The 24,948-nt window shown below is 70.9% G+C and carries 24 protein-coding genes; 6 read left to right on the top strand and 18 right to left on the bottom strand.

The features are described 5' to 3' along the window. The first annotated feature begins 3 nt into the window (after window positions 1-3). Window positions 4-1,809, top strand: a complete 1,806-nt coding sequence (locus KAK03_RS03595; RefSeq protein ID WP_210851790.1) for an ABC transporter substrate-binding protein — start codon at window positions 4-6, stop codon at window positions 1,807-1,809. Further along, window positions 1,781-3,622 (top strand): ABC transporter substrate-binding protein, encoded by a 1,842-nt coding sequence (locus KAK03_RS03590; RefSeq protein WP_247660877.1) that lies wholly within the window; start codon window positions 1,781-1,783, stop codon window positions 3,620-3,622. Before KAK03_RS03595 ends, KAK03_RS03590 begins: the two co-directional genes overlap by 29 nt. A 4-nt stretch (window positions 3,623-3,626) precedes the next feature. On the opposite strand, the gene KAK03_RS03585 is transcribed toward KAK03_RS03590, so the two are convergent. Then, window positions 3,627-4,544, bottom strand: coding sequence for a LysR substrate-binding domain-containing protein (locus KAK03_RS03585; protein ID WP_210851789.1), 918 nt, complete (start codon window positions 4,542-4,544; stop codon window positions 3,627-3,629). Window positions 4,545-4,651: 107 nt separating this feature from the next. On the opposite strand from KAK03_RS03585, the gene KAK03_RS03580 reads away from it, so the two are divergent. Further along, the gene (locus KAK03_RS03580) at window positions 4,652-5,716 is read left to right on the top strand and encodes a tartrate dehydrogenase (RefSeq protein WP_210851788.1); all 1,065 of its coding nucleotides are present in this window, start codon (window positions 4,652-4,654) and stop codon (window positions 5,714-5,716) included. Between the two features lie 3 nt (window positions 5,717-5,719). Here the strand turns inward: KAK03_RS03580 and KAK03_RS03575 are convergent, their stop codons facing one another. The 3 genes from KAK03_RS03575 to KAK03_RS03565 form a co-directional block, all read right to left on the bottom strand. Beyond that, the gene (locus KAK03_RS03575; protein WP_247660876.1) at window positions 5,720-6,403 is read right to left on the bottom strand and encodes a Bax inhibitor-1/YccA family protein; all 684 of its coding nucleotides are present in this window, start codon (window positions 6,401-6,403) and stop codon (window positions 5,720-5,722) included. Between the two features lie 38 nt (window positions 6,404-6,441). After that, window positions 6,442-6,783: an HPF/RaiA family ribosome-associated protein gene (locus KAK03_RS03570; protein ID WP_210851787.1), complete on the bottom strand. Its 342-nt coding sequence runs from the start codon at window positions 6,781-6,783 to the stop codon at window positions 6,442-6,444. 103 nt (window positions 6,784-6,886) lie between these two features. Then, window positions 6,887-7,477, bottom strand: a complete 591-nt coding sequence (locus tag KAK03_RS03565; RefSeq protein ID WP_210851786.1) for a hypothetical protein — start codon at window positions 7,475-7,477, stop codon at window positions 6,887-6,889. 229 nt (window positions 7,478-7,706) lie between these two features. Between KAK03_RS03565 and KAK03_RS03560 the strand changes: the two genes are divergently transcribed. After that, window positions 7,707-8,123 carry a TerB family tellurite resistance protein gene (locus tag KAK03_RS03560; RefSeq protein WP_210800243.1) on the top strand — a complete coding sequence of 139 codons (417 nt, stop codon included), beginning with the start codon at window positions 7,707-7,709 and terminating at the stop codon, window positions 8,121-8,123. Window positions 8,124-8,136: 13 nt separating this feature from the next. On the opposite strand, the gene KAK03_RS03555 is transcribed toward KAK03_RS03560, so the two are convergent. Then, the gene (locus KAK03_RS03555; RefSeq protein ID WP_210851785.1) at window positions 8,137-9,021 is read right to left on the bottom strand and encodes a LysR family transcriptional regulator; all 885 of its coding nucleotides are present in this window, start codon (window positions 9,019-9,021) and stop codon (window positions 8,137-8,139) included. A gap of 178 nt (window positions 9,022-9,199) precedes the next feature. Here KAK03_RS03555 and KAK03_RS03550 point away from each other — a divergent pair, with 178 nt between their 5' ends. Beyond that, window positions 9,200-11,563 (top strand): sensor histidine kinase, encoded by a 2,364-nt coding sequence (locus tag KAK03_RS03550; RefSeq protein ID WP_210851784.1) that lies wholly within the window; start codon window positions 9,200-9,202, stop codon window positions 11,561-11,563. A 36-nt stretch (window positions 11,564-11,599) separates the two neighbouring features. Here the strand turns inward: KAK03_RS03550 and KAK03_RS03545 are convergent, their stop codons facing one another. From KAK03_RS03545 to KAK03_RS03515, 7 genes are all read right to left on the bottom strand, one after another. Next, complete coding sequence (locus KAK03_RS03545) at window positions 11,600-12,340, bottom strand: amino acid ABC transporter ATP-binding protein (RefSeq protein WP_247660875.1); 741 nt, start codon at window positions 12,338-12,340, stop codon at window positions 11,600-11,602. Beyond that, window positions 12,330-12,980 carry an amino acid ABC transporter permease gene (locus KAK03_RS03540; RefSeq protein WP_210851783.1) on the bottom strand — a complete coding sequence of 217 codons (651 nt, stop codon included), beginning with the start codon at window positions 12,978-12,980 and terminating at the stop codon, window positions 12,330-12,332. Before KAK03_RS03540 ends, KAK03_RS03545 begins: the two co-directional genes overlap by 11 nt. 12 nt (window positions 12,981-12,992) lie before the next feature. Next, window positions 12,993-13,679, bottom strand: coding sequence for an amino acid ABC transporter permease (locus tag KAK03_RS03535; protein WP_210800240.1), 687 nt, complete (start codon window positions 13,677-13,679; stop codon window positions 12,993-12,995). 31 nt (window positions 13,680-13,710) lie between these two features. Further along, window positions 13,711-14,508 carry a transporter substrate-binding domain-containing protein gene (locus tag KAK03_RS03530; RefSeq protein ID WP_210851782.1) on the bottom strand — a complete coding sequence of 266 codons (798 nt, stop codon included), beginning with the start codon at window positions 14,506-14,508 and terminating at the stop codon, window positions 13,711-13,713. Window positions 14,509-14,512: 4 nt separating this feature from the next. Next, on the bottom strand, window positions 14,513-15,367 hold the full coding sequence (locus tag KAK03_RS03525; protein ID WP_210851781.1) for a GntR family transcriptional regulator: 855 nt from the start codon (window positions 15,365-15,367) through the stop codon (window positions 14,513-14,515). Between the two features lie 163 nt (window positions 15,368-15,530). Beyond that, entirely contained in the window at window positions 15,531-16,016 is a 486-nt protein-coding gene (locus tag KAK03_RS03520) for a GNAT family N-acetyltransferase (RefSeq protein WP_210851780.1), read from the bottom strand. Further along, window positions 16,013-16,561: a DUF1697 domain-containing protein gene (locus tag KAK03_RS03515; protein WP_210851779.1), complete on the bottom strand. Its 549-nt coding sequence runs from the start codon at window positions 16,559-16,561 to the stop codon at window positions 16,013-16,015. The genes KAK03_RS03520 and KAK03_RS03515 overlap by 4 nt, the downstream gene beginning before the upstream one ends. A gap of 73 nt (window positions 16,562-16,634) precedes the next feature. On the opposite strand from KAK03_RS03515, the gene KAK03_RS03510 reads away from it, so the two are divergent. Continuing rightward, window positions 16,635-18,659, top strand: a complete 2,025-nt coding sequence (locus tag KAK03_RS03510; RefSeq protein ID WP_210851778.1) for an acetoacetate--CoA ligase — start codon at window positions 16,635-16,637, stop codon at window positions 18,657-18,659. On the opposite strand, the gene KAK03_RS03505 is transcribed toward KAK03_RS03510, so the two are convergent. The 6 genes from KAK03_RS03505 to KAK03_RS03480 are packed head-to-tail and all read right to left on the bottom strand — an operon-like array spanning window position 18,660 to window position 24,899. Further along, complete coding sequence (locus KAK03_RS03505) at window positions 18,660-19,547, bottom strand: formate dehydrogenase accessory sulfurtransferase FdhD (protein ID WP_210851777.1); 888 nt, start codon at window positions 19,545-19,547, stop codon at window positions 18,660-18,662. 26 nt (window positions 19,548-19,573) lie between these two features. Then, window positions 19,574-19,930, bottom strand: coding sequence for a hypothetical protein (locus tag KAK03_RS03500; RefSeq protein ID WP_210851776.1), 357 nt, complete (start codon window positions 19,928-19,930; stop codon window positions 19,574-19,576). Between the two features lie 19 nt (window positions 19,931-19,949). Next, window positions 19,950-21,035, bottom strand: a complete 1,086-nt coding sequence (locus tag KAK03_RS03495) for a formate dehydrogenase subunit gamma (RefSeq protein ID WP_210851775.1) — start codon at window positions 21,033-21,035, stop codon at window positions 19,950-19,952. After that, on the bottom strand, window positions 21,032-21,283 hold the full coding sequence (locus KAK03_RS03490) for a hypothetical protein (RefSeq protein ID WP_210851774.1): 252 nt from the start codon (window positions 21,281-21,283) through the stop codon (window positions 21,032-21,034). Before KAK03_RS03490 ends, KAK03_RS03495 begins: the two co-directional genes overlap by 4 nt. A gap of 1 nt (window position 21,284) precedes the next feature. Continuing rightward, the gene (gene fdh3B / locus KAK03_RS03485) at window positions 21,285-21,899 is read right to left on the bottom strand and encodes a formate dehydrogenase FDH3 subunit beta (protein WP_210851773.1); all 615 of its coding nucleotides are present in this window, start codon (window positions 21,897-21,899) and stop codon (window positions 21,285-21,287) included. 21 nt (window positions 21,900-21,920) lie between these two features. Then, window positions 21,921-24,899, bottom strand: coding sequence for a formate dehydrogenase subunit alpha (locus KAK03_RS03480; protein ID WP_210851772.1), 2,979 nt, complete (start codon window positions 24,897-24,899; stop codon window positions 21,921-21,923). Window positions 24,900-24,948 lie beyond the last annotated feature (49 nt).

The following is a 24,948-nucleotide window of genomic DNA, read 5'->3' as shown; positions in this document are numbered from 1 at the left end:
CGGATGCGATCACGCCGTGAACTGCTGCAGGCCGGGGCCGCGCTGGGCCTGCTGCCCTCGGCCACCCGGGCCGCCACGGCCCCGACGGCGGAGCGGGTGCTGCGCTACGCGTTCCGGGTCGCCGAGACCGGCATGGACCCGGTGCGGGTCAACGACATCTACTCGCGCACCCTCACCGCCCACCTCTTCGAGGGCCTCTACGCCTACGACCACCTGGCCCGGCCGGCGAAGTTCCGCCCGCTGACCGCGGCGGCCATGCCCGAGGTGGCCGACGATTTCCGCCGCTGGACGGTGCGGCTGCGTCCGGGGATCCTGTTCGCCGACGATCCCGCCTTCGGCGGCCGTCCCCGCGAGCTGGTGGCCGAGGACTATGTCTACTCGATCAAGCGCTACGCCGATCCGCAGCTCAAGAGCCCCAACTGGGGCTATGTCGACAGCTACCAGCTGCTGGGCCTGGCCGCGCTGCGCCAGCGCGCCCAGGGCGGCCAGGCCTTCGACTACGACACCCCGATCGAGGGCCTGCGCGCGCTGGACCGCTACACGCTGCAGTTCCGCCTGGCCGAGCCGCGGCCGCGCTTCATCGAGTTCCTGGCCGTCAGCGACCTGATGGGGGCGCTGGCCCGCGAGGTGGTCGAGCGCTACGGCGAGCGCCTGCCCGAGCACCCGGTGGGCACCGGCCCCTTCGTGCTGCAGCAGTGGCGCCGCGCCTCGCGCGTGGTGCTGGTGCGCAACCCGCAGTACCGTGAGCGCGTCTACGACGCCGAGCCCGCCCCGGACGATGCCGAAGGCCAGGCCCTGCTGGCGCGCTTCAAGGGGCGCCGGTTGCCGATGATCGACCGGGTCGAGGTGTCGATCGTCGAGGAGTCGCAGCCGCGCTGGCTGGCCTTTCTCAATGGCCAGCACAACTTCATCGAGCAGGTGCCGGCGGACTTCGTCGAGCAGGCCCTGCCCGGCGGCCGGCTGGCGCCCTACCTGGCGCAGCAGGGCGTGAAGGCCTGGCGCAACCTGCGCGCCGACATGAGCATGGTCTTCTTCAACCTGGAGGACCCGGTGGTCGGCGGCTACACGCCCGAGCGGGTGGCCCTGCGGCGGGCCATCGGGCTGGGGCTGGATGTCGGGCGCGAGATCCGCGTCGTGCACCGCGGCCAGGCCCGGGTGGCGCACGCCCCGATCGCGCCGCACACCGGCGCCTTCGACCCGGCCCTCAGCACCGAGATGGGCCAGTACGACCCGGCGCGTGCGCGCGCGCTGCTGGACCTCTACGGCTGGACCGACCGCAATGGCGACGGCTGGCGCGAGCGGCCCGACGGCAGCCCGCTGACCCTGGTCTGGAGCATCGAGGACAACCAGCGCGCGCGCCAGCTCTCCGAGCTGTGGCTGCGTGACCTGAAGTCGCTGGGCCTGCGCGTGGAGTTCAAGATCGGCAAGTGGCCCGAGCTGCTGAAGGCGGCGCGTGCCGGCAGCTTCCAGATGTGGCATGTCGGCAGCATGTCGGCCGCGCCCGACAGCCAGGGCGCGCTGCAGCGCTACGACGGCAGCCAGGTCGGCGGCCAGAACATGGCGCGCTTCAAGCGCCCCGAGTTCGACGCGATCTACCAGCGCCTGTCGGCCCTGCCCGACGGCCCCGAGCGCGACGCGCTGTTCCGCGAAGCGGTGCGCCTGACCGTGGCCTGGATGCCCTACAAGGTGCGCTGGCATTCGTACATCACCGACCTGGCCCACGCACCGGTGCATGGCTACCGCCGGCCGCTGTTCTGGCAGGAGTGGTGGCACATGGTCGATGTCGACCCCACGCCCGCCGGCACCTGAGCTGGCGATGGGCGGCCCCCGCACCGACCGCCGACACTGGCTGCAGACCGCGGCCGGCCTGGCGCTGGCGCCGGCCTGGGCGGCGCGCGCCCAGGCCGCGCCAGGCGAGAAGGTGCTGCGCATCGCCTTCGCCAATGCCGAGACGGGCTTCGACCCCACGCAGGTCAACGACATCTACTCGCGCGGCGTCACCTCGCACATCTTCGAGGCGCTCTACGCCTTCGACCACCTGGCCCGGCCGGCGCGCATCAAGCCATTGACCGCGGCGGGCATGCCCGAGGTGTCCGACGACTTCCGCACCTGGACCTTCCGCGTGCGCCCGGGCATCTTCTTCGCCGACGACCCGGCCTTCGGCGGGCGGCGGCGAGAGCTGGTGGCCGAGGACTACGTCTTCGCGATCAAGCGCTACGCCGACCCGAAGCTGAAGAGCCCGCTGTGGGGCTACACCGACAGCTACGGCCTGCTGGGCCTGGCCGAGGCGCGCCAGCGCGCGATCGATGGCAAGCGGCCCTTTGACTACGACACGCCGATCGAGGGCCTGCGCGCGCTGGACCGCAGCACGCTGCAGATCCGCCTGCGCGAGCCGCGGCCGCGTTTCCTCGACTTCCTGGCGGCCTCCGACCTGTACGGCGCGGTGGCGCGCGAGGTGGTGGAGCACTACGGCGACACCGTCACCGAACACCCGGTGGGCACCGGCCCCTTCATGCTGGCACAGTGGCGCCGCGCCTCGCGCATCGTGCTGGTGCGCAACCCGCAGTACCGCGAGCGCGTCTACGACGCCGAGCCCGCCGCCGCCGATGCCGAAGGCCAGGCCCTGCTGGCGCGCTTCAAGGGCCGGCGGCTGCCGATGGTCGACCGCGTCGAGATCGACATCGTCGAGGAGGCGCAGCCGCGCTGGCTGGCCTTCCTGAACGGCGAGCACGACCTGATCGACCGCGTGCCGGCCGAGTTCATCAGCCAGGCGGTGGTGGGCAGCGAGCTGGCGCCGCATCTGCGCAAGCGCGGCCTGCAAGGCCGGCGCACCCTCAGCGCCGACTACTTCGCCACCTTCTTCAACATGGAGGATCCGCTGGTGGGCGGTTATTCGCCCGACAAGGTGGCACTGCGCCGGGCGATCGCGCTGGGCATGGACATCGAGCGCGAGATCCGCATCGTCCACCGCGGCCAGGGCCTGGCCTGCCAGTCGCCCTACTGCCCCCACAGCACCGCCTGGCGCCCCGACTACAAGAGCGAGATGGGTGACTTCGACCCCGCCCGCGCCCAGGCCCTGCTCGACCTGTACGGCTACGTCGACCGCGACGGCGACGGCTGGCGCGAGCAGCCCGACGGCAGCCCGCTGCGCATGGTCTGGTCGATCGAGTCCAACCAGCGCGCGCGGCAGATCTCGGAGCAGTACCTGCGCGACATGACGCGCCTGGGCCTGCGCCTGGAGTTCAAGGTGGGCAAGTGGCCCGAGCTGGTCAAGGCCGCCCGGGCCGGCCAGTTCCAGGTCTGGCACATCGGCAACCAGGCGGCCACCCCCGACAGCCTAGGCCAGCTCACCCGCTACGACAGCCGGCAGCTGGGCTCACAGAATTTCGCCCGCTTCAAGCGCCCCGAGATGGACGCGCTGTTCGACCGCCTGGCGCGCCAGCCCGATGGCCCCGAGCGACTGGCCGGCTTTGCCGAAGCCGCCCGCATCGCCGCGGTGTGGATGCCCTACCGGGTGCGCTTTCACACCTTCCAGACCTGGCTGGCGCACCGGCCGGTGATCGGCTACCGCCCGCCACCGTTCTGGCAGGAGTGGTGGCACATGGTGGACGTGGTGCGCTGAACGCTCAGGGCGCCGGCGGGCCGGCCAGCCACTGCCGCAGGAACTGCACCGCCACCCGCACCTTGGCCGATTGCGCCGGCCGCTGCGGCGTCACCGCCCACACCGCCGCCGGCTGCTGCCAGGCGGGCAGCAGCGTCTGCAGGCGCCCGGCGCGCAGGTCCTCGGCCACGTCCCATTGCGAGCGCAGCACCACGCCGCGGCCCTCCAACGCCCACTGCAGCGCCACCTCGCCGTGGTTGGTCGACAGCGGACCGGTGACCTTGACGCTGGCGGTGGCGCCACCCGGTCCCTGCAGGCGCCAGACCCCGAAGGGATGGTCGCGCTCCTTGATCACCAGGCAGTCGTGCTGCGCCAGGTCCTGCGGCGTGCGCGGCTGGCCGGCGCGGGCCAGGTAGGCGGGCGCGGCACACAGCAGGCGGTGGTTGTCCTGCAGGCGATGTGCCACCAGGTGCGGCGCGATCTCGTCGCCGATGCGCACATCCAGATCGAAACCCTCGGCGGCCGGGTCGACCAGGCGGTCCAGCACCTCGAAGCGCACCGATAGGCCGGGATGCTGCTGCACCAGCGCCGACAGCGCCGGCGCCACCACGCGCCGGCCAAAGCCCAGGCTCGAGCACACCCGCAACAGACCGCGCGGCTCGCGCCGGCTGCTGCCGGCGGCCTGCACCAGCTGGTCCATCGCCTCCAGCACTTGCAGTGCGTGGCGGTAGACGTCCTCGCCCGCCTCGGTGACGGTCACGCGCCGCGTGGTGCGCGTCAGCAGCGGCGTGCCCAGCGCCTGCTCCAGCAACCGGATGCGCTTGCTGACATAGGCGGGCGAAACGCCCAGCTCGTGCGCGGCGGCGCTGAAACTGGCGCGGCGCGCGACCACGGTGAAGACGCGCAGGTCCTCGGTGGCTGGGGACGGAAGCGGCAGGTTCATGTGATTCGCACTATGCACGAATCATGAATTATCAATCCACAGGAAATCTATTGAAGTCCATTCGTGTATGACGACAATCACCTCCATCCCCACGCTCGGACCTGACCATGACCCGCACCCACCGCATCGCCGTGATCCCCGGAGACGGCATCGGCCAGGAAGTGATGCCCGAGGCGCTGCGCACGCTGCGCAGCGCCGCCCAGCGCTTCGGCTTTGCGCTTGATCTGCGGGAGATCCCCTGGGCCAGCTGCGACTGGTACCAGGCCCATGGCGAGATGATGCCCGCCGACTGGAAAGCGCAGTTGCAGGGGGTGGACGCGATCCTCTTCGGCGCCGTGGGCTGGCCGGCCACGGTGCCCGACCACATCTCGCTGTGGGGCTCGCTGCTCAAGTTCCGCCGCGAGTTCGACCAGTACATCAACCTGCGCCCGGCGCGCTTGTTCGAGGGCGTGCCCTGCCCGCTGGCGAACCGCCGCCCCGGCGAGATCGACATGCTGATCGTGCGCGAGAACACCGAGGGCGAGTACACCAAGCTCGGCGGCATCATGTTCGAGGGCACCGAGCGCGAGATCGTGATCCAGGAGTCGGTGTTCAGCCGCGTGGGCTCCGAGCGCGTGCTGCGCTATGCCTTCGAGCAGGCCATGCACCGGCCCCGTCGCCACCTGACCGTGGCCACCAAGAGCAATGGCATCGCGATCAGCATGCCGTGGTGGGATGCGCTGGCCGAGCGCATTGGCGCCGAGTACCCGCAGGTCACGGTGGACAAGCAGCACATCGACATCCTCAGCGCCCGCTTCGTGCTGCAACCGCAGCGCTTCGACGTGGTGGTGGCCACCAACCTGTTCGGCGACATCCTCTCGGACCTGGGTCCGGCCTGCACCGGCACGATCGGCCTGGCGCCGTCGGCCAACCTGAACCCCGAGCGGCGTTTTCCCAGCCTGTTCGAGCCGGTGCACGGCTCGGCGCCGGACATCTTCGGCCGCAACATCGCCAACCCGATCGCGATGGTCTGGTCGGCGGCCCTGATGCTGGATTTCCTGGGCGAGCGCGCCGCCCATGACGCCATCGTGGCGGCGATCGAGGCGGTGCTGCGCAACGGGCCGCGCACACCCGACCTGGGCGGCGCGGCCAGCACCACGGCGCTGGGCGAGGCGATCGCCGCAGCGCTGTGAGACTTACTCCTGCGAGCCGCCGAAGCCGAACAGGCTCAGCAGGCTGGTGAACAGGTTGAACAGCGAGACGTACAGGCCCACCGTGGCCATCACGTAGTTGGTCTCGCCGCCGTGCACGATGCGGCTGGTCTCGACCAGGATCAGGCCGGCCGACAGCAGCGCCACCATCGCCGACACCGCCAGGGCCAGCGCCGGGATCTGCAGGAAGAACGCCGCCAGACCGGCCAGCAGCGCGATCACCATGCCGGCGAACAGGAAGCCGCCCATCGCGCTGAAATCACGCTTGCTGCTCAGCGCCCAGGCCGACATCGCCAGGAAGGTGATGCCGGTCGCACCCAGCGCCAGCATCACGGTCTGGGCACCACCGGGCAGCGACAGCGAGCGCGCCAGCAAGGGGCCCAGCGTGTAGCCCATGAAGCCGGTCAGCGCGAACACCGCCGGCAGCGCCCAGCCGCTGTTGCGCAGCTTGTAGACCGCGAACAGCAGGCCGAAGTAGCCCGCCAGCGTCAGCAGCACGCCCGGAGCGGGCCACTGAAAGGCCACGCCCATCCCGGCCACCGCGGCGCTGAACAGCAGCGTCATCGACAACAGGGCATAGGTGTTGCGCAGCACGCGGCGACGCTCGGCAGGCAGGCCGGCGGCACCCGCACCGGCCATTGGCAGGCGGGAGGTGGTGGCGGAACTCATCGAGTCCATGGTGTCGGCTCCTTGGGGGGTGGGGTGGATCACAGGGAAGCTTCGGCGGCGGCGCGCGGCAGGCGGCGTGGTGCCGCACCGCGGTTGCGCAGCCGCAGCAGGAATCGGGCGGCGCGGGCCAGGGCCAGGTCCAGCGCGGTGCGCCAGTCCTGGGCGACCGAGGTCACCACCACCGGGCCCTGGCCGTCGGTGCGCAGCTCGATCTGGCAGCGCTTGTCGACGCCGCCGCGCGGGCCGTTGAGGTCGGACAGCTGCACGTCAGCGCGCGGCACCAGCCAGGACAGGCGGCGCAGCACGAAGCGGACCCGGCGCTCGGCCAGCTCGCGCAGCGCCTGGGCCTGGGGGTGACGGGTTCTGAACAGCACTTGCATGGCAGGTCTCCTTGAGGTGGACCCAGTCTGATGCCGGGTCATGGTCTGAAAAAGCAGCAGCAGCGTGAATGAAGCTTCGAGAAAACCGAAGCAGGAAGCCGCCTCAGTCCGGCGATCGGGGCGGGTCGTCGCCGTACTGGCGACGCAGGCGCGCCAGTCCCTGGCGGAAGGCCTCGGCGTCGCCGTGCTCGAAGAAGCGCGGGTAGCGCTCATGGGCCGCGCGGATGCGGCGGGCATGCTTGATCGGGCACCAGTACTGCTCGGTGCGCGCCGCCACCTCGCGGGTGTAGGCGGCCACGCCGTTGCCGTACGAGCAGTAGAAGCAGTTGAACTTCTCGATCGCGTTCAGGTAGGGCAGGTCCTCACGGTCGAAGACCAGGTAGTCCGAGCGGCGCACCTTGGGGATGCGGTAGACCGGAAAGCAGATCGCCTGGTAGACGGTGACGAACAGGTCCATCAGCAGGAAGGGGATCCAGCCCAGGTAGATCACCGGCGCGGTCAGGATGGCCAGCAGGCTGGAGCGGCGCAGGAAGCGCCACAGGCCCACCTTGTAGCGTCGCTGCTGGGACGCCCACTCGCCGGCCAGCTGGGCGCGCCGGGCCTGCCAGTCCTCGCGCTGCTGGCGGTATTCCTCCTCCACATCCTCCTGCAGCGCACGGATGCGGTCCAGCAGGTCGTCGAGGTGCTTGCTCATGTCGTCGGCTCCCGGTGGTGAACAGTCAGTGGCGGGGCAGATCAGTGCCGGCTGGCGGATTTCAAGCGCCGCCTCCGGGTCAGCCATGATTCGGTTTTCTCTGAATGAACGTCTGCAAAACAATGCTTTGACCGATGGGTGTCACCCCCCACATTGCCCTTCATCGCGGTGAGCGCTCTGCGGCCCATCCCGGGCCGGACGCCCACCGCGACCCTTCTGGAGTGACACCATGCGCAGCTATCCCCGCAACAGCCCCGAAGCCGCCGCGCGTATCGTCGCGCTGGTCCTGATCGCCGACGGCCACGTCTGCCGCTCCGAGATCGACACCCTGCAGCGCCTGCAGATCGAGCCCACGCTGGGCCTGGCGCCGGGTCAGTTCGCGCAGGTGGTGCACACGATGTGCGAGGACCTGCTGGCCGGCGCCTACGCCGGTGGCTCGATGATGTGCAGCGTGGATGAGCCCACGCTGGCGTCGCTGCTGGCCGAGGTGGACGATCCGACACTGCAGTCCGCCACCCTGCACCTGGCCGCCGCCGCGGCCGAGGCCGACCAGCACCTGGCCGACGCCGAAGCCATGCTGGTGTCCGCGGCGCGGCGCCAGTGGCGGCTGTCGGAGCAGCCGGTGCCGCTGCTGATGGCGGCCTGAGCCGCCGCCGGCCTCAGCGCGCCCGCGCCGCCGCCAGGACCTTCTGCACCAGCGGATGGTGCTGGCCGCGGCGCGAGCGGATTGCGTGGATTTCTTCCTTCACGCCTTCGCTGCGCCCCAGCAGGCGCAGGCCGCGCATCAGGCCGATGTCATCGGCGCCCAGGCGGCTCACCGGGAACACGCCCAGGCCGCGCGCGGCGAACACCGCCAGCAGCGCGCTGTCCTCGAACTCGCCGACCACGGTGGGCCGCAGGCCCAGGGTGTCGAACCACAGCTCCAGCGTCAGGCGCAGCGCGGAGTGGCTGGTCGGCAGCAGCACCGGCAGATCGGCCAGACACTGCGGGAAGTGCTCGCGCTGGCTGCGCCCCACCCACTGGGCCGGACCGTACCACTCCACCGGCGCGTCGACCAGCAGCTCGCTGCTGAGGCGCAGATTGGGGTTGCGCGGCGCGGCCTGGCCGGCCAGCACCAGGTCCAGGTGGTGCAGCGCGAGCTCGCCCAGCAGCTGCTCCACCTCGCCCTCGTGGCAGACCAGGCGCAGGCGCGGCGTATCCAGCACGGGTTCAAGCAGCGCGTGCGCAGCCAGCTTGGACAGCCCGTCCGACAGCCCCACCGACAGCCGCGCGACCGGCCCGACCACCGCCTCGCGCACCTCGTCGGGCAGCTGCTGGCCGAGCTGGAAGATCTCCTCCGCCCGCGCGAACGCCGCCTGGCCCGCCTCGGTCAGCGCAACGCCGCGGCCCGAGGGCTTGAGCAGCTGGTGCCCCAGGGATTTCTCCAGCTCGCGCACCTGGGCGCTGATGGTCTGCACCGCCATGTCCAGGCGCGCGGCCGCGCGCGCAAAGCCGCCCTCCTTGGCGACGACCCAGAAATAGTGGAGGTGGCGGTAGTTGAGCATGAGGGTCCCCCTTCGAGAAAACCGATGTTGCGGGCGGAATGACCACGGCCGCTTCGAAAGGTTCCTGGCGTCAGACGGTGGCAGACCGCCCGCCACCCCCAGGCAGGCACGCCCGACAGGCGGCGATCACCGCCCTTTTCGCCCTTGCGTTCGCCAGCCAGCGCGCTAGGCTGACGCCATGCCGAGCCACCGCCCTGGCCCCGCCCTGACCCGCCGCCACTGGCGGGCGCAGCTCGCCGCGTGGCTGCTCGCCAGTCTGGCCTGGACCCTGTCCGCCGGCGCGGCCCGCGCCCAGGAGGCACCCCCCCTGCAGGTGCTGGTGCTGCTGTCCTACCACGCCCAGCTGCCCTGGACGCGCGCCGTGCTGAACGGCCTGCTCGACGAGGCCGCCGGCCAGCCCGTGTCGCTGGATCTGCAACTGCTGGACCAGCAGCGCGCCGATTCGCCCGCACTGAACGCCGACCGTGCGCGCCTGATCCTGGCGCGCTACCAGGCGCGCCGGCCCGATGTCATCATCGCCGAGTCCCTGCCCGCGGTGCAGTTCCAGCAGCGCCACCTGGCCGCCGCCCTGGACGGCGTGCCGGTGGTGGCCATGCTCGAGGGCCAGGGCCGGCCGCTGGATACCCAGCTGGCGGCCGAGGTCACGGTCGAGACCCGGCTGGCCGAGACGATCGACCTGGCCCTGCGCCTGCACCAGCCGACACGGGTCTACCTGATCGGCGGCCCCGCGCCGGAATCGCAGTCCACGCTGGACGCCATGCAGGCGCTGCTGCACACGCGGCCCGGCCTGCAGGTCGAACGCCTGGACAGTCCGGGCCTGACCCCCATCGCTCACCGCCTGGCCGCGGTACCGGCGCAGGAGCGGGCCGTGGCCTTCTATGGCCTGGTGTTCAGCGATGACAAGGGCGAGCCGCTGCCGCCGGCCTTGGCGCTGTCCCGGATCGCCCAGACCAGTCAGGTGCCGATCTACTCGTTCTGGGACCCGATGATCGGACGCGGCGCCTTGGGCGGCTATGTCACCGTGCCGCAAGGGGTGGGCCGGCAATTGCTGCAGGAGGCGGTGCGTGCCGCCCGGCCACCGTCCTCGGTGGCCTCGGCTGCGCCGTCGCCTCGCCAGCAGACGGCTCAGGCCACGCTGGCCTTTGACGCGCGCCAGCTGGCCCGCTGGGGGCTGAGCGCTGAGCGCCTGCCAGCCGACGCCGACCTGCGCTTCCAGGCGTTCTCGGTGTGGCGCGAACACCGGCTCGAGATCATCGGCGCGCTGCTGCTGCTGGTCCTGCAGGCGGTGCTGATCGGCGGCCTGCTGGTGAACCGGCGTGGCCGCCTGCGAGCGATGCAGGCGCTGGCCCGCGAGCGCAGCAGCCTCGAGGACCGCGTGGTGGAGCGCACCCGCCAGCTGGCCGAGACCGAACTGCGGTACCGCACCGTGGCCGACCACAACGCCAACTGGGAGACCTGGAACGATCCGCAGGGCCGCTGGCTGTACTGCTCGCCGTCGTGCCAGCGCATCACCGGCCGCGATGCCCAGGACTTCATCCATGACGGCGGGCTGTTCACGCGCATCGTCCACCCCGAGGACCGGGCCCGCGTCGAGCAGCACATGGCCTCGACCGCGCGGGCCGACGGGGATTTCGCCGCCTTCGACTTTCGCATCCGCCATGCCGAGGGCCACGACCTGTGGCTCTCGCATGTCTGCCAGCCGGTGTTTGACGCCGAGGGGGGCTTCCTGGGTCACCGCGCGTCGAACATCGACATCACCGCCCGCAAGGTGGCCGAGTTGGCGCTGCGGGCCAGCGAGGCCCGGCTGCGGCAGGCCAACGAGGTGGCCGAGACGGCGGCACGCGCCAAGTCGCAGTTCCTCTCCAACATGAGCCATGAGCTGCGCACGCCGCTCAACGGGATCCTGGGCATGGGCGCCCTGGCCCGGATGAAGACCACCGAGCCCGAGGTGGCCCGCCTGCTGGGCATGCTCGAGGTCTCGTCGAAACGCCTGGCCGACCTGATCGCCAGCCTGCTGGACGCCACCGCGCTGCAGAACGACCAGCTGACCCTGGACCGGCGCCGCTTCCGCCTGGGCGAGGTGCTGTCCGACGTGCTGGAGCAGGCCGCGGCCGCCGCGGCCGACAAGCACCTGAGCTTTTCGGTCGACACCGACGCCGGCCTGCTCGACACCCCGGTGGTCGGCGACGGCCCTCGCCTGGCGCAGGTGCTGGGCAACCTGGCCGGCAACGCCGTCAAGTTCACCGACCAGGGGGGCGTCTCGGTGCGCCTGGGCCTGCGCGACGACGGCCCGGCGGCCCTGCAGTTGCGCTGCGACGTGGTCGATTCCGGCCCCGGCATCGACGAGGCCACCCAGCGCCGCCTGTTCGTCGCCTTCGTGCAGGCCGACGGCAGCTCGACCCGGCCGCACCAGGGCGCTGGCCTGGGCCTGGCTGTCAGCAAGCGCCTGGTCGAGGCGATGGGCGGCCGCATGGGGCTGGACAGCCGGCCGGGCCAGGGCTCGACCTTCTGGTTCACGGTGCGCCTGACGCGAGCCGGTTGAACGGCGGCGCCAGGCCGGTCGCCGAAAGCTTCCGGTTCAGTGCAGCGCGGACAGGAACTGCTTCAGCTCGGCGGTCTGCGGCTGGCCGAACAGCTGCTCGGGCGGGCCCATCTCGTGGATGCGGCCGGCGTGCATGAAGACCACGCGGTCGGCCACCTTGCGGGCGAAGTTCATCTCGTGCGTGACCATCAGCAGCGTCATGCCCTCGTCGGCGAGTGACTCCACCACGCGCAGCACCTCGCCCACCAGTTCGGGGTCGAGCGCCGAGGTGATCTCGTCGCACAGCATCACGCTGGGCGCCATCGCCAGCGCGCGGGCGATGGCCACGCGCTGCTGCTGGCCGCCCGAGAGCTGGTCGGGCCAGGCGTCGAACTTCTCGGCCAGGCCCACGCGGGCCAGCAGCGCGCGCGCCTGCTGGGCGGCGGCGGCGGCGTCGGTCTGCTTGACCAGGGTGGGCGCCAGCATCACGTTGCGGCCCACGCTGAGGTGCGGGAAGAGGTTGAAGTTCTGGAAGATCATGCCCACGTGCTGGCGCAAGGCGCGCATGGCCTGCGCATCGCCATGGCGCAGCGGCAGGCCGTCGACCAGCAGGCTGCCCTGCTGGAACACCTCCAGCCCGTTGATGCAACGCAGCAGGGTGCTCTTGCCCGAGCCACTCTTGCCGATGATGGCGATCACCTCGCCGGGCTGCACCTGCAGGTCGATGCCCTTGAGCACCTCGTGGCTGCCAAAGCTCTTGCGCAGCGCCTCGATGCGGACGATGGGCTCAGTGGGCATGCTTGAAACTCCTCTCCAGACGGCGGCTGGCGGCCGAGACTGGCCAGCACAGCGCGAAATACAGCAGCGCCACGCAGGCGTAGACGGTGAAGGGGCGGAAGGTGGCGTTGGTGATCATCGTGCCGGCCTTGGTCAGCTCGATGAAGCCGATCACCGAGGCCAGCGCCGTGCCCTTGATCACCTGCACCAGAAAGCCCACGGTGGGCGGCACCGCGATGCGCAGCGCCTGCGGGCCGATGACGTGGCGCATCTTCTCGCCGAAGCTCAGCGCCAGGCTGTCGGCCGCCTCCCACTGGCCCTTGGGCACGGCGTTGACGCAGCCGCGCCAGATCTCGGTCAGGAAGGCGCTGGTGTAGAGCGTCAGCGCCAGGCTGGCCGCCACCCAGGCCGACACGTTCAGCCCCACCAGCGCCAGCCCGAAGTAGGCCAGGAAGAGCTGCATCAGCAGCGGCGTGCCCTGGAACAGCTGCACGTACACGGCCACCGCGCGCGGCGCGCCCGGCCACTGCGCCAGCCGCGCCAGCAGCAGCGCCAGCGCCACCAGGCCGCCGCCGACGAAGGCCACCAGCGACAGCCCCACGGTCCAGCGGGCCGCCAGCAGCAGGTTGCGAAAGATGTCCCACAAGGAAAAGTCGATCATCGGGTGGCTCCTTCAGCGCGCAGCGCCATGCCCGGCGGGCAGGCGACCGAAGATCAGCCGCGGGCCCAGCCAGTTCAGCAGCTGCCGCACACCCACCGACAGGCCCAGGTAGATGGCGGTGGCGACGATGTAGGCCTCGAAGGCGCGGAAGTTGCGGCTCTGGATCAGGTTGGCGGTGTAGCTCAGCTCCTGCGCCGAGATCTGGCCGCACACCGCCGAGCCCAGCATCACGATGACGATCTGGCTGGTCAGCGCCGGCCACACCCGGCCCAGCGCTGGCGGCAGCACCACGCGGGTGAAGACCTGCCACTCGGTCAGCGCCAGGCTGCGTGCCGCCTCGATCTGGCCGCGCGGCGTGGTGTCGATGCCGGCACGCACGATCTCGGCCGCGTAGGCGCCCAGGTTGATCACCATCGCCAGGATGCTGGCCCATTCCGGGCTGAGCTTGACGCCCAGGCTGGGCAGGCCGAAGAAGATGAAGAACAGCTGCACGATGAAGGGCGTGTTGCGGATCAGCTCCACATAGGCCGACACCAGCAGCGCCCCGGCGCGCGGCCCCTGGCTGCGCACCCAGCCGCAGGCCACGCCCAGGGCCACGCCCAGCACCGCAGCCACCGCGCTCAGGCCCAGCGTGAAGGCGGCGCCGCGCAGCAGCGCCGGCCACTGCGACAGCACGGCCATGAAGTCGAGCTGGATCATCGCGTCCGCCCCGTTGCTCGCCGCCAGGCGCTCATTGCGGCAGCTCGCCGGCCGGGCGGCCCAGCCACTTGACGGCCATCTTGTCGAGCTCGCCGCTGGCCTTGGCGGCGGCGATGATCTCGTTGACCTTCAGGCGCAGCTTGTCCTCGCCCTTGGACACGCCGATGAAGTTCGGCGAGTCCTTCAGCACGAACTTGAACTCGGTGGCCAGCTCGGGGTGGCGGGCGATCAGCGCGCCAGCCACCGAGGCGCCGGTGGCAATCACCTGCACCTGACCCGAGACGAAGGCCGACACCGTGGTGTTGTTGTCCTCGAAGCGCTTGATGTCGGCGCTGGCCGGGGCGATCTTGGTCAGCTCCATGTCCTCGATCGCGCCGCGGGTGACGGCCACGGTCTTGCCGGCCAGGTCGGCCGCGCCCTTGATGCTGACGCTCTTGGCCGCGAACACCGCCTGGAAGAAGGGCGAGTAGGCGACCGTGAAGTCGATCACCGCGGCGCGCTCGGGGTTCTTGCCCAGCGTGCTGATCACCAGGTCGGCCTTGCGCGTCTGCAGGTAGGGAATGCGGTTGGCGCTGGTCACCGGCACCAGCTCCACCTTGACCCCCAGCCTGGCGCCGATCAGGTTGGCCATGTCGATGTCCAGGCCCTGCGGCTTCAGGTCGGTGCCGACCATGCCGTAGGGCGGGAAGTCGGTGGGCACGGCGATGTTGATCTGTTTGCGCGCGAGGATGTCGTCGAGCGTGTCGGCCTGTGCGCTCAGCGGCAGCGTAGTGGCCAGGGTGGAGGCCAGGGCGGTGGCCAGGGCGATCAGGGTGTGGCGGCGTTGCATGGTGTCAGGACTCCGGACGGGGTGGGACGGGGGGAACAAGATCGGTGAACAGGGCGCGGCGGCGGCGCGGGCGCGCAGGCGGCGGCGGTGTGTCAGGCTGCAGGGCCAGCGCGGTGCGCAGCGGCGCCAGCGGGTCGTCGGTGGCGGCGTCCTGCCCCAGGTGGCGGGCCACGCTGCCGATGTGGGCGCGCAGCAGCGCGATCGCGCCGGGCAGGTCGCCGGCCTCCAGCGCCGCCACGATCTGCGCATGCTCGGCGCAGCTCTCGCTGGCGGCGTGGGTGCTCTGGTAGAGCGTGGCAATCAGCGTGGTGCGGGCGGTCAGGTCCTTGACGATGTCGGCCAGCAGGCCATTGCCGGCACACTCGGCCAGGCAGACATGGAAGTCGCCCAGCAGCCAGCTGCGCTCGCCGGGGTCGCCGGCACGGATGGCCGCCCGCTCGCGCGCCACGTGGTCCTTCAGCTGGCGCAGCGCGGTCTTGGGCAGCGGACCCTCCAGGCCGTGCAGCAGGCCGGTCTCCAGCGCCAGGCGGGCACCGAAGGCCTCGCGCGCCTCGTCCAGGCTGGGCTGCACGACGAACCAGCCGCGCCGCGCATTGACCTCGACCATGCCGCGCGCCGACAGCCGCGCCATGGCCTCGCGCACCAGCGTGCGGCTGCAGCCGAACAGGTCAGCCAGCGCCTGCTCGCCCAAGCGCTGGCCCGGTGCCAGGCGGCCGGCCAGGATGGCGTCGACGATGCGGTCGGCGATGGCATCTGGGCGGCTGGCGTCCGGGCGGCTGGCCTCGGCGCTGGCAACCGGGGCCGCTGGCGCGGCGGCGCGTGCCGGTCGGCGCGCTTCAGCGCCCTGTCGCGGTGCCATGGTGGGGTTCCTGGTGCATGGTGGGGCGCTGGTGCGGGTGGAATGCCGGGTGTTGGTGCATGCGAGTGATGTTCACACTGCTTGTATGCAAGCATGGTGCCAAGCACCCGGCCTGACCATCCGGGATGACGCGCAGTCCGGGGCGCCAGGCACCCGGGGCCGATCACAGGGCCTTGGCCAGGAACCTCACCAGGCCGATGCGGCCCGGCCGGGCCGGCGCGCACTCGGTGTAGCCGGCCAGCGCGTAGGCCCGTCGCCCCGCGGCGTTGCCGTCGTCCACACTCAGCGCGACCTGGGCCACCTGCGGCCAGTGCTGGCGCAGCCAGTCGTCCACCGCCGCCAGCGCAGCGCGGCCCAGCCCCTGGCCCTGGCGGTGGCGATCGATGCGCATCGCCGACACCGCCGCCGCGCCCTCTGGCGCCCACTCCGGTTGCCGACTGGCGCGCTGCAGCACGACAAAGCCGACGACCGTGCCACCGTGCTCGATCACCAGCCCGACGATGTCCTCGGGCGGACCTTTGGCGCAGGAGGCCAGCGCGCGTTCCAGCGTGCCAGCGAACTCGACCTGGGCCGGGTCGATCTGCAGCGCGTGCAAGGCAGCCAGGCCGGCGTCGTCCAGAGCCTGCCAATCCCGCAGCGTCAGGCTCATCGATCGCTCCGCTGCGCCAGCGCCAGCGCCAGCAGCTTGCCCACCGTGGCCCAGTTGCGCGTGGTCACAGCCGCACCGGCGCGGCCCAGCAGCGCTTCGGCCGCGCGGCTTTGCAGCAGGCCGCCGGCACAGTGCAGGTAGGCGGCCTGCGCGCCGATGTGCCAGGCCTCGTCCGGCGCGACCAGCGGGTCGACCGCGTGCAGCGCGGCCAGGTCGGCCTGATCGGCCGTGAACACCACCACCAGGCGCGCGGGATCGGGCGGCTCGGGCCAGGGCATGCCGGCGGCGATGGCTTGGCCCTCGGCCAGCGTCTTCACCACCACGGGCACGTCGAAGCCGAAGCGCTGCCGCAGCGCCGCCGAGATCCGCGGCGCCAGCGTGCCCGGCCGGGCGCGGGGCCAGTCGGCCACCGCGTTGCCGCTGTTGAGCAGCGTGGCCACCCGCTCGCCGCCCAGTTCGCCCAGCAGCGTGCGCAGCTCGGCCATCGGCACCCGCTTGGCGGGGCCGACATTCACGCCGCGCAGCAGCACCAGGCAGGTGGTCATGGACCGAGTGTCGCACTGGCGACGCGTGCTCGCCCCAATGGCGGCTTGCTGGCCGCGGCCCTAGCCTGAGGGGATGACGAGCGCCCAACTCACCCGCTTCCAGCACTGGCTGCAAACCACGCGCGGCCTGGCGTTTCCCAGCTACGACGCGCTGTGGCAGTGGTCGGTCGACGACCTGCCCGGCTTCTGGCAGGCGATCTGGGCGTACTTCGACATCCAGTCGCCCACACCGCACACCGCGGTGCTGGCCGACGCCCGCATGCCCGGTGCGCGCTGGTTTCCGGGGGCGCAGGTCAACTACGCGCAGCAGGCGCTGCGCCGTGCCGATGCCGCCCACGCCGCCGGTCACCCGGCGATCGTCTGGACCGACGAAGCCGGGCTGGCGGCAGGCGCGGTGCACACGCTGTCCTGGCCCGAGCTGCGCCGCCAGGTGGGCACGGTGGCCGCGTCGCTGACGCGTCTGGGCGTGGGCCCGGGCGACCGGGTCGTGGCCTACCTGCCCAACCGGCCCGAGACCGCCATCGCCTTCCTGGCCTGCGCCAGCATCGGCGCGATCTGGTCGGTCTGCTCGCCCGACATGGGCCCGGTGGCGGTGCTCGACCGCTTCCGGCAGATCGAGCCGGCGGTGCTGATCGCCACCGACGGCTACACCTTCGGCGGCGTCACCCATGACCGCCGTGCGGTGGTGGCCGAGCTGGTGGCGGCGCTGCCCACGCTGCGCCAGGTGGTGCAGGTGCCGCTGCTGGGCCAGGCGCTGGCGATGCCCGACGGCAGCGCGGCCACGCTGCACGACTGGGCTGCGCTGACCAGCAGCACCGAGACCCTGGCGCCCGCCTGGCTGCCCTTCGACCACCCGCTGTGGGTGGTGTATTCCAGCGGCACCACCGGCCTGCCCAAGCCCATCGTGCACGGCCACGGCGGCATCGTGCTGGAGGCGCTGAAGCTGGGCGTGCTGCACAACGACATCGGCCCGAGCGCCGACACCGGTGACCGCTTCCACTGGTACAGCTCCACCGGCTGGATCATGTGGAACTGCCAGGTGGCCGGCCTGCTGGGCGGCACCACGATCTGCCTGTTCGATGGTTCGCCCGGCGGGCCGCAGGGCGCGCCCGACTGGTCCACGCTGTGGCGCTTCGCGGCACTGGCGCGCTGCAGCTTCTTCGGCGCCGGCGCGGCCTTCTACGCCAGCTGCGCCAAGGCCGGCGTGCAGCCGCAGCAGCAGGCCGACCTGTCGGCGCTGCGCGCGGTGGGCTCGACCGGCTCACCGCTGTCGGAAGACGGCTACCGCTGGATCTGGCAGGCGCTGCCGCAGGTGGACGGGCGCGACATCTGGATCGCCTGCATCAGCGGCGGCACCGATTTCGCCGGCGCCTTCATCGCCGGCGCGCCGACGCTGCCGGTCACCGCCGGCGAGATGCAGTGCCGCTGCCTGGGCGCCCGCGTGGAAGCCTGGAGCGAACCCGGCCCCGATGGCCGCGGCCGCGCGCTGGTCGACGAGGTGGGCGAGCTGGTCTGCACCGCGCCGATGCCCTCAATGCCGCTGCGGCTGTGGAACGACCCCGACGGCCAGCGCCTGCACGACAGCTACTTCGACATGTACCCCGGCGTCTGGCGCCACGGCGACTGGATCCGCCTGGTGCCGCATCCGCAGGCCGGGGCCACCGGCGCCATCATCTACGGCCGCAGCGACGCCACCATCAACCGCCACGGCGTGCGCATGGGCACGGCCGAGCTCTACCGCGCGGTGGAAGCCCTGCCCGAGGTGCTCGACAGCCTGGTGGTCGACCTGGAGTACCTGGGCCGCGAATCGTTCATGCCCCTCTTCGTGGTGCTGCGCGACGGCGCGGTGCTGGACGACGCGTTGCAGGCCCGCCTGAAGGCCACGATCCGCGAGGCGCTGTCGCCGCGCCACGTGCCCAATGTGGTGCTGCAGGTGCCGGCCATCCCGCGCACGCTGTCGGGCAAGAAGATGGAGCTGCCGGTCAAGAAGCTGCTGCTGGGCGCCGACCCGGCGAAGGTGATGAACCGCGACGCGATGGCCAATGCCGCCGCGGTGGACTGGTTCGTCGACTACGCCGCGCGCCGCAGCGCAGGCTGATCAGCCGCCCGCCACCACCCGCACCGACGCGGGCTCGGGGATGGGCTCCGAATCAAAGCGCTCGGCGCCGCAATAGCACAGGAAGTGCTTGTTGGCAGCGCGGCCGAACAGGGTCATGCCCAGGCGCGTGGCCAGCTCGTGACCCATGTGGGTGACGCCGTTGCGCGACACCACGATGGGCACGCCCATGTGCGCGGCCTTCATGACCATCTCGCTGGTCAGGCGGCCGGTGGTGTAGAACACCTTGTCGGCGCCGTCCACGCCATGCAGCCACATCCAGCCGGCGATGGTGTCGATCGCGTTGTGTCGGCCCACGTCCTCGACGAAGCACAGCAGTTCAGTGCCGCGGAACAGCGCACAGCCGTGCACCGAGCCCGCCTTGCGGTGGATGCTGTCCTGCTGGCGGATGACCTCCAGCAGGCCGGCCAGCGTGCCCTGGCGGATGCGGGCCAGCTCGGGCCCGGGCAGGCGCAGCGCGCCCACCTGGTCCATCAGGTCGCCGAAGACCGTGCCCTGGCCGCAGCCGGTGGTCACCACTCGGCGCGCGGTGCGCTGCTCAAGGTCGGCGATGCCCTCGCGGGTGCGCACGGCGGCGGCGCCCACGTCCCAATCCACGGTGATCGACTCCACCGCCGCCAGGTCGGGCACCAGGCGCTGGTTGCGCAGGTAGCCCAGCACCAGCATCTCGGGCGAAGCGCCCAGCGTCATCAGCGTGACCAGCTCGCGCTTGTCGACGAACACCGTCAGCGGCCGCTCGGCCGGGATGTGGATGCGCCGACGCGCGCCGTACTCGTCGAGGATCTCGATCTCGCGCAGCATCGGCGCGCGCGCATCGGTCATGCGCGGCGACAGGGCCGGGTCGGTGATCGGTCGGACGGACGGAGGCATGGCCGTCAATGGTAGCGAAGCGGCGATCAGCCCTTCTTCGCCGGGGCCGAAGCCGGGGCGGGCGCGGCCACCGCAGTGGACGCCGCCCCCGAGGCCGGGGCGGGCGGCGTGTAGACAAAGGGGCCGGGGTCGGCGCAGGCCGGCGTCTCGACCACGGTGCCGGCGTCCTTGCCGTTCTTCTTGGCCGCAGCGCGGTAGCCGGCGGCCACCTTGTCCTGCGACTTGCACAGCAGGTAGGCGTCGACCTTGCCGGTCCAGGCGGTCTTGGCGGCAGCCTCGGCGGCCTTGGCCTTGGCCTCGTCGCTGGGCGGCGGCAGCTTGGCGATCGCGGTGGTGGCCAGCAGCAGCGTGGCGGCCAGGGCAGTCAGGGTGTGGGTTCTCATGGGATCGGTCTCCTGCCGCTCAGGACTGGGTGCGCGGGGCGCCGGGAAGGGGTTGGGCCGAACGCTGCGCCGGGATCTTGCCGGCCTTGACGTCGTCGTACCAGAGCTCGTGGTGCTCCTTGGCCCAGCCTTCGTCCACGTAGCCGGTCTTCATCGCATCCAGCGCGCCCTTGACGCCCACCGTGCCCATGTAGATATGGCCGGCGATCAGCGCCATCATGCCGATCGCGGCGACGGCATGGATCATGTGCGCGATCTGCATCTGGCCGCGCACCTCGCCGAAGCCGGGCACCAGCTTATCGAGCACCAGGCCCGAGGCCACCACCACCAGGCCGGGGACGGTCACGCCCCACCAGAACATGCCCTTCTCGCCGGCGTTGAAGCGGTGCGAGGGCACTTCCTTGTCGCCCAGCATGCCGCCCAGGCGCGACAGCCAGACGAAGTCGGACGCGCTGGCAATGTTGTCCTTGATGAAGGTGACGATGACGATGACCAGCGACACCGCGAACAGCGGGCCGACGAAGTTGTGCAGCGTCTTGAGCAGCCAGGTCAGGTAGCCGAACAGCGCCGAGCCGATCACCGGCATCAGCACGAACTTGCCGAAGGCCATCGTCAGGCCGGAGATGGCCAGCACCACGAAGGCGCCGGCATTGGTCCAGTGCGCGGCGCGCTCCAGCGGCGTGAAGCGCTCGATCTTGCGGCCGGTGTCGGGCACATGGCCGCCCAGCGCGCCCTTGCGCCAGTAGAAGATGCCCAGCGCCAGCGCGACGATCAGCAGCAGCGAGCCGCCGTAGGGGATGATCCAGCGGTTGCGCACCTCGCGCCAGGCCTCGCCGGCGTTGCCCTGGGCGACGATGTAGTCGGCCTGGGGCTGGATCAGCACCCCCTTCTCGGCACCGGGCAGCGTGCTCAGGCCGCCCTGGTCCTTGACGGTGCGCCACATCGGCGCGTTGTTGCCGGGCTGCACCTGGGCGCGGCGGGCATTGCTGTCGTCGGGCTGCGGGGTGCCGGCCACGGCAGGCGCCGACGCCGCCGGGGCCTGCGCCTGCGCGGCACCGGCCGCCAGCAGCGCGCCCAGCAGCAGGGCTCTCAGCAGCGCGGTCATGGCGTCTTGGGCGCTGCCGGCGAGCGCGTGTACTCGTTCTGACCCTGCTGGGCGCGGGCGCGGAGCTGGTTGTTCCAGCCGGTCTCGTCGCCCTTGGTCCAGCCCGCGGCGGCGTAGCCGTTGTCGGTGCCGGTGGCGGCCTTGGTGTCGGCCTTCTTGCGCGGGCCTTCACCGGTCTGCGGGCGTTCGCCGCAGGCCGAGACCAGCAGGGCCAGCGCGCTCAGCGCGATCAGGCGGGTGGCGCGCATCTCAGGCTCCTTCCTTCTTGGCCGCCTGGCCGGGCTGGCCGTAGGCGGTGGTCCAGCCCCAGACCTCGGCGCCCTTGCCGCGCACCAGCACGCGCTGGCGGAAGATGTCGGCCACCACGTCGCCGTCGCCGGCGAGCAGGGCCTTGGTCGAGCACATCTCGGCGCAGGCCGGCAGCTTGCCTTCGGCCAGGCGGTTGCGGCCGTACTTCTCGAACTCGGCCTGGCTGCCGTTGTCCTCGGGACCGCCGGCGCAGAAGGTGCACTTGTCCATCTTGCCGCGCAGGCCGAAGGTGCCGTTGCTGGGGAACTGCGGCGCGCCGAAGGGGCAGGCGTAGCTGCAGTAGCCGCAGCCGATGCAGACGTCCTTGTCGTGCAGCACCACGCCCTCGTCGGTGCGGTAGAAGCAGTCGACCGGGCAGACGGCCATGCAGGGCGCGTCGGAGCAGTGCATGCAGGCGACCGAGATGGTCCGCTCGCCGGGCACGCCGTCATTGAGCGTGACCACGCGGCGGCGGTTCACGCCCCAGGGGATGTCGTGTTCCGCCTTGCAGGCGGTTGCGCACCCGTTGCACTCGATGCAACGCTCGGTGTCGCAGATGAACTTCATGCGGGCCATGGTGTGCCTTTCCGTGTGTTCTTAGGCGACGCGCTCGACCTGGCAGACCGTGGTCTTGGTCTCTTGCATCATCGTCACGCTGTCGTAACCGTAGGTGGTGGCGGTGTTGATGGCTTCGCCGCGGATCACCGGCATCGCGCCCTCGGGGTAGTACGGCGCCATGTCGACACCGCCCCAGCGGCCGGAGAAGTGGAAGGGCAGCCAGACGGTCTCGGCGTCCACCCGCTCGGTCACCAGCGCGCGCACCTTCAGGCCGGGGAAGTTGGCCACCGCAGCCATCGGCGGGGTCTTCAGCCAGACCAGGTCGCCGTTGCGGATGCCGCGGTCGTTGGCCGCCTTCGGGTTGATCTCGACGAACATCTCCTGCTGCAGTTCGGCCAGCCAGGGGTTGGAGCGGGTTTCCTCGCCGCCACCCTCGTACTCGACCAGGCGGCCGCTGGACATGATCAGCGGGAACTGCTTGCCGATGTCCTTGTTCTTCTCCTGCACCGTCTTGTAGAGCGTGGGCAGGCGCCAGAAGGCCTTCTTGTCGTCGTGCGTGGGGTACTTCGCAACCAGGTCGGGCCGGGTGCTGTAGAGCGGCTCGCGGTGCTTGGGCACCGGGTCGGGGAAGTTCCAGACCACGGCGCGGGCCTTGGCGTTGCCGAACGGGTGGCAGCCGTGGTTCTTCATGGCCACGCGGATGATGCCGCCCGACGAATCGGTCTTCCAGTTCTTGCCCTCGGCGGCCTTCTGCTCGGCCTCGGAGAGCTCGCCCCACCAGCCCAGCTTCTTCAGCAGCACGTGGTCGAACTCGGGGTAGCCGGTGGTCAGGTCGCAGCCCACGCTGTGCGAGCCGTCGGCGGCCAGCAGCGAGGTGCCGTCACGCTCGACACCGAAGTTCGCGCGGAAGTTGCCGCCGCCCTCCATCACGTGCTTGGAGGTGTCGTACAGGTTGGGCGAGCCCGGGTGCTTCAGCTCGGGCGTGCCGTAGCAGGGCCAGGGCAGACCGAAGTAGTCGCCGTCCAGGCTGTAGCCGCTTTCCTTGTCGACGCCACCCTTGGCCTTGAGCGTCTTGACGTCGAACACATGCATGTTGCGCATGTGGGCCTTCAGGCGCTCGGGCGACTGGCCGGTGTAGCCAATCGTCCAGACGCACTTGTTGATCTCGCGCAGGATGGACTCGGTCTCGGGCTCCTTGCCGCCCTTGCCGTCGACCATCTTGTAGTTCTTGACCAGCTCGGCACCGAAGCCCAGCTTCTCGGCCAGCTGGTACATGATCATGTGGTCGGTGCGCGATTCCCACAGCGGATCGATCACCTTCTCGCGCCACTGGATCGAGCGGTTTGACGCGGTGCAGGAGCCGCTGGTCTCGAACTGCGTGGTGGTGGGCAGCAGGTAGACCTCGCGCTTGGGGTTGAGGTCCTCGGCCGCGCCGGGCATGGCCGCCATCGCCGCGGTGGCGCTGGGGAAGGGATCGACCACGACCAGCAGGTCGAGCTTGTCCATCGCCTTCTTCATTTCCAGGCCGCGGGTCTGCGAGTTCGGCGCATGGCCCCAGAAGAACAGGCCGCGCAGGTTGCTGTCCTGGTCGATCAGCTCGTTCTTCTCGAGCACGCCGTCCACCCAGCGCGAGACCGTCATGCCCGACTTGGTCATCATCGCCGGCGAGGCGTACTGCTTCTTGATCCACTCGAAATCGACGCCCCAGGCCTTGGCGAAGTGCTTCCAGGAGCCTTCGGCCAGGCCGTAGTAGCCGGGCAGCGAGTCGGGGTTGGGGCCCACGTCGGTGGCGCCCTGCACGTTGTCGTGGCCGCGGAAGATGTTGGTGCCGCCGCCGCTCTTGCCCACATTGCCCAGCGCCAGCTGCAGCAGGCACGAGGCGCGCACGATCGCGTTGCCGATGGTGTGCTGGGTCTGGCCCATGCACCAGACGATGGTGCTGGGGCGGTTCTCGGCCATGGTCTTGGCCACCTGGTAGCAGGTGGCCTCATCGACACCGCAGGCCTCCTGGACCTTGTCCGGGGTCCAGACCTTCAGCGCCTCTTCCTTGACCTTGTCCATGCCCCAGACGCGGTCCTCGATGTACTTCTTGTCTTCCCAGCCGTTCTTGAAGATGTGGTGCATCACACCGAACAGGAAGGGGATGTCCGAACCCGAGCGGATGCGCACGAACTGGTCGGCGCGCGCCGCGGTGCGGGTGAAGCGCGGGTCGACGACGATGACCTTGCAGCCGTTCTCCTTGGCATGCAGCAGGTGCAGCATCGACACCGGGTGCGCCTCGGCGGCGTTGGAGCCGATGTAGAGCGCCGCCTTGGCGTTCTGCATGTCGTTGTAGGAGTTGGTCATCGCACCATACCCCCACGTGTTGGCCACGCCGGCCACGGTGGTGGAGTGGCAGATGCGGGCCTGGTGGTCACAGTTGTTGGTGCCCCAGAAGCTGACCCACTTGCGCAGCAGGTAGGCCTGCTCGTTGTTGTGCTTGGACGAACCCACGACGAAGATCGAGTCCGGGCCGCTGGCCTGGCGCAGCTCCTTCATCTTCTTGGCGATGCCGTCCAGCGCCTCGTCCCAGCTGATGCGCTTGTACTTGCCGTCGACCAGCTTCATCGGGTACTTGAGCCGGTACTCGCCGTGGCCGTGCTCGCGCAGCGCGGCGCCCTTGGCGCAGTGGGCGCCCAGGTTGATCGGCGAGTCGAACACCGGCTCCTGGCGCACCCAGACGCCGTTCTCGACCACCGCGTCCACCGCGCAGCCCACCGAGCAGTGGCCGCAGACGGTGCGCTTGACCTCGATCTTCTTGCCGCCCTCAGCGGCGGCGCCGCCGGCCGCTTCGGCGCGTTGCACCAGGGTCAGCTGGCTGGCCGCCAGGCCGGCGCCCACGCCCAGGCCCGAGCGGCGCAGGAAGCCTCGGCGGTCCATCGTGGGAATGGCGCGGGAAATACCGCGGGCCAGGCTGGACACCAGCGACGACGCGGAGGCGGTCGTGCCGGCGGATTCGGATCTGCGGGTGAGCAGCATGTCGTGTCCTCGAACGCGATGGAAGCCGCACGCCGCCGGCCGGGCCGGG

The organism is Ideonella alba (genome assembly GCF_018069845.1).
Lineage (GTDB): Bacteria > Pseudomonadota > Gammaproteobacteria > Burkholderiales > Burkholderiaceae_C > Ideonella > Ideonella alba.
Note: the sequence above shows the minus strand (reverse complement) of the source record. Positions and strands in the feature narration are given on the sequence as shown.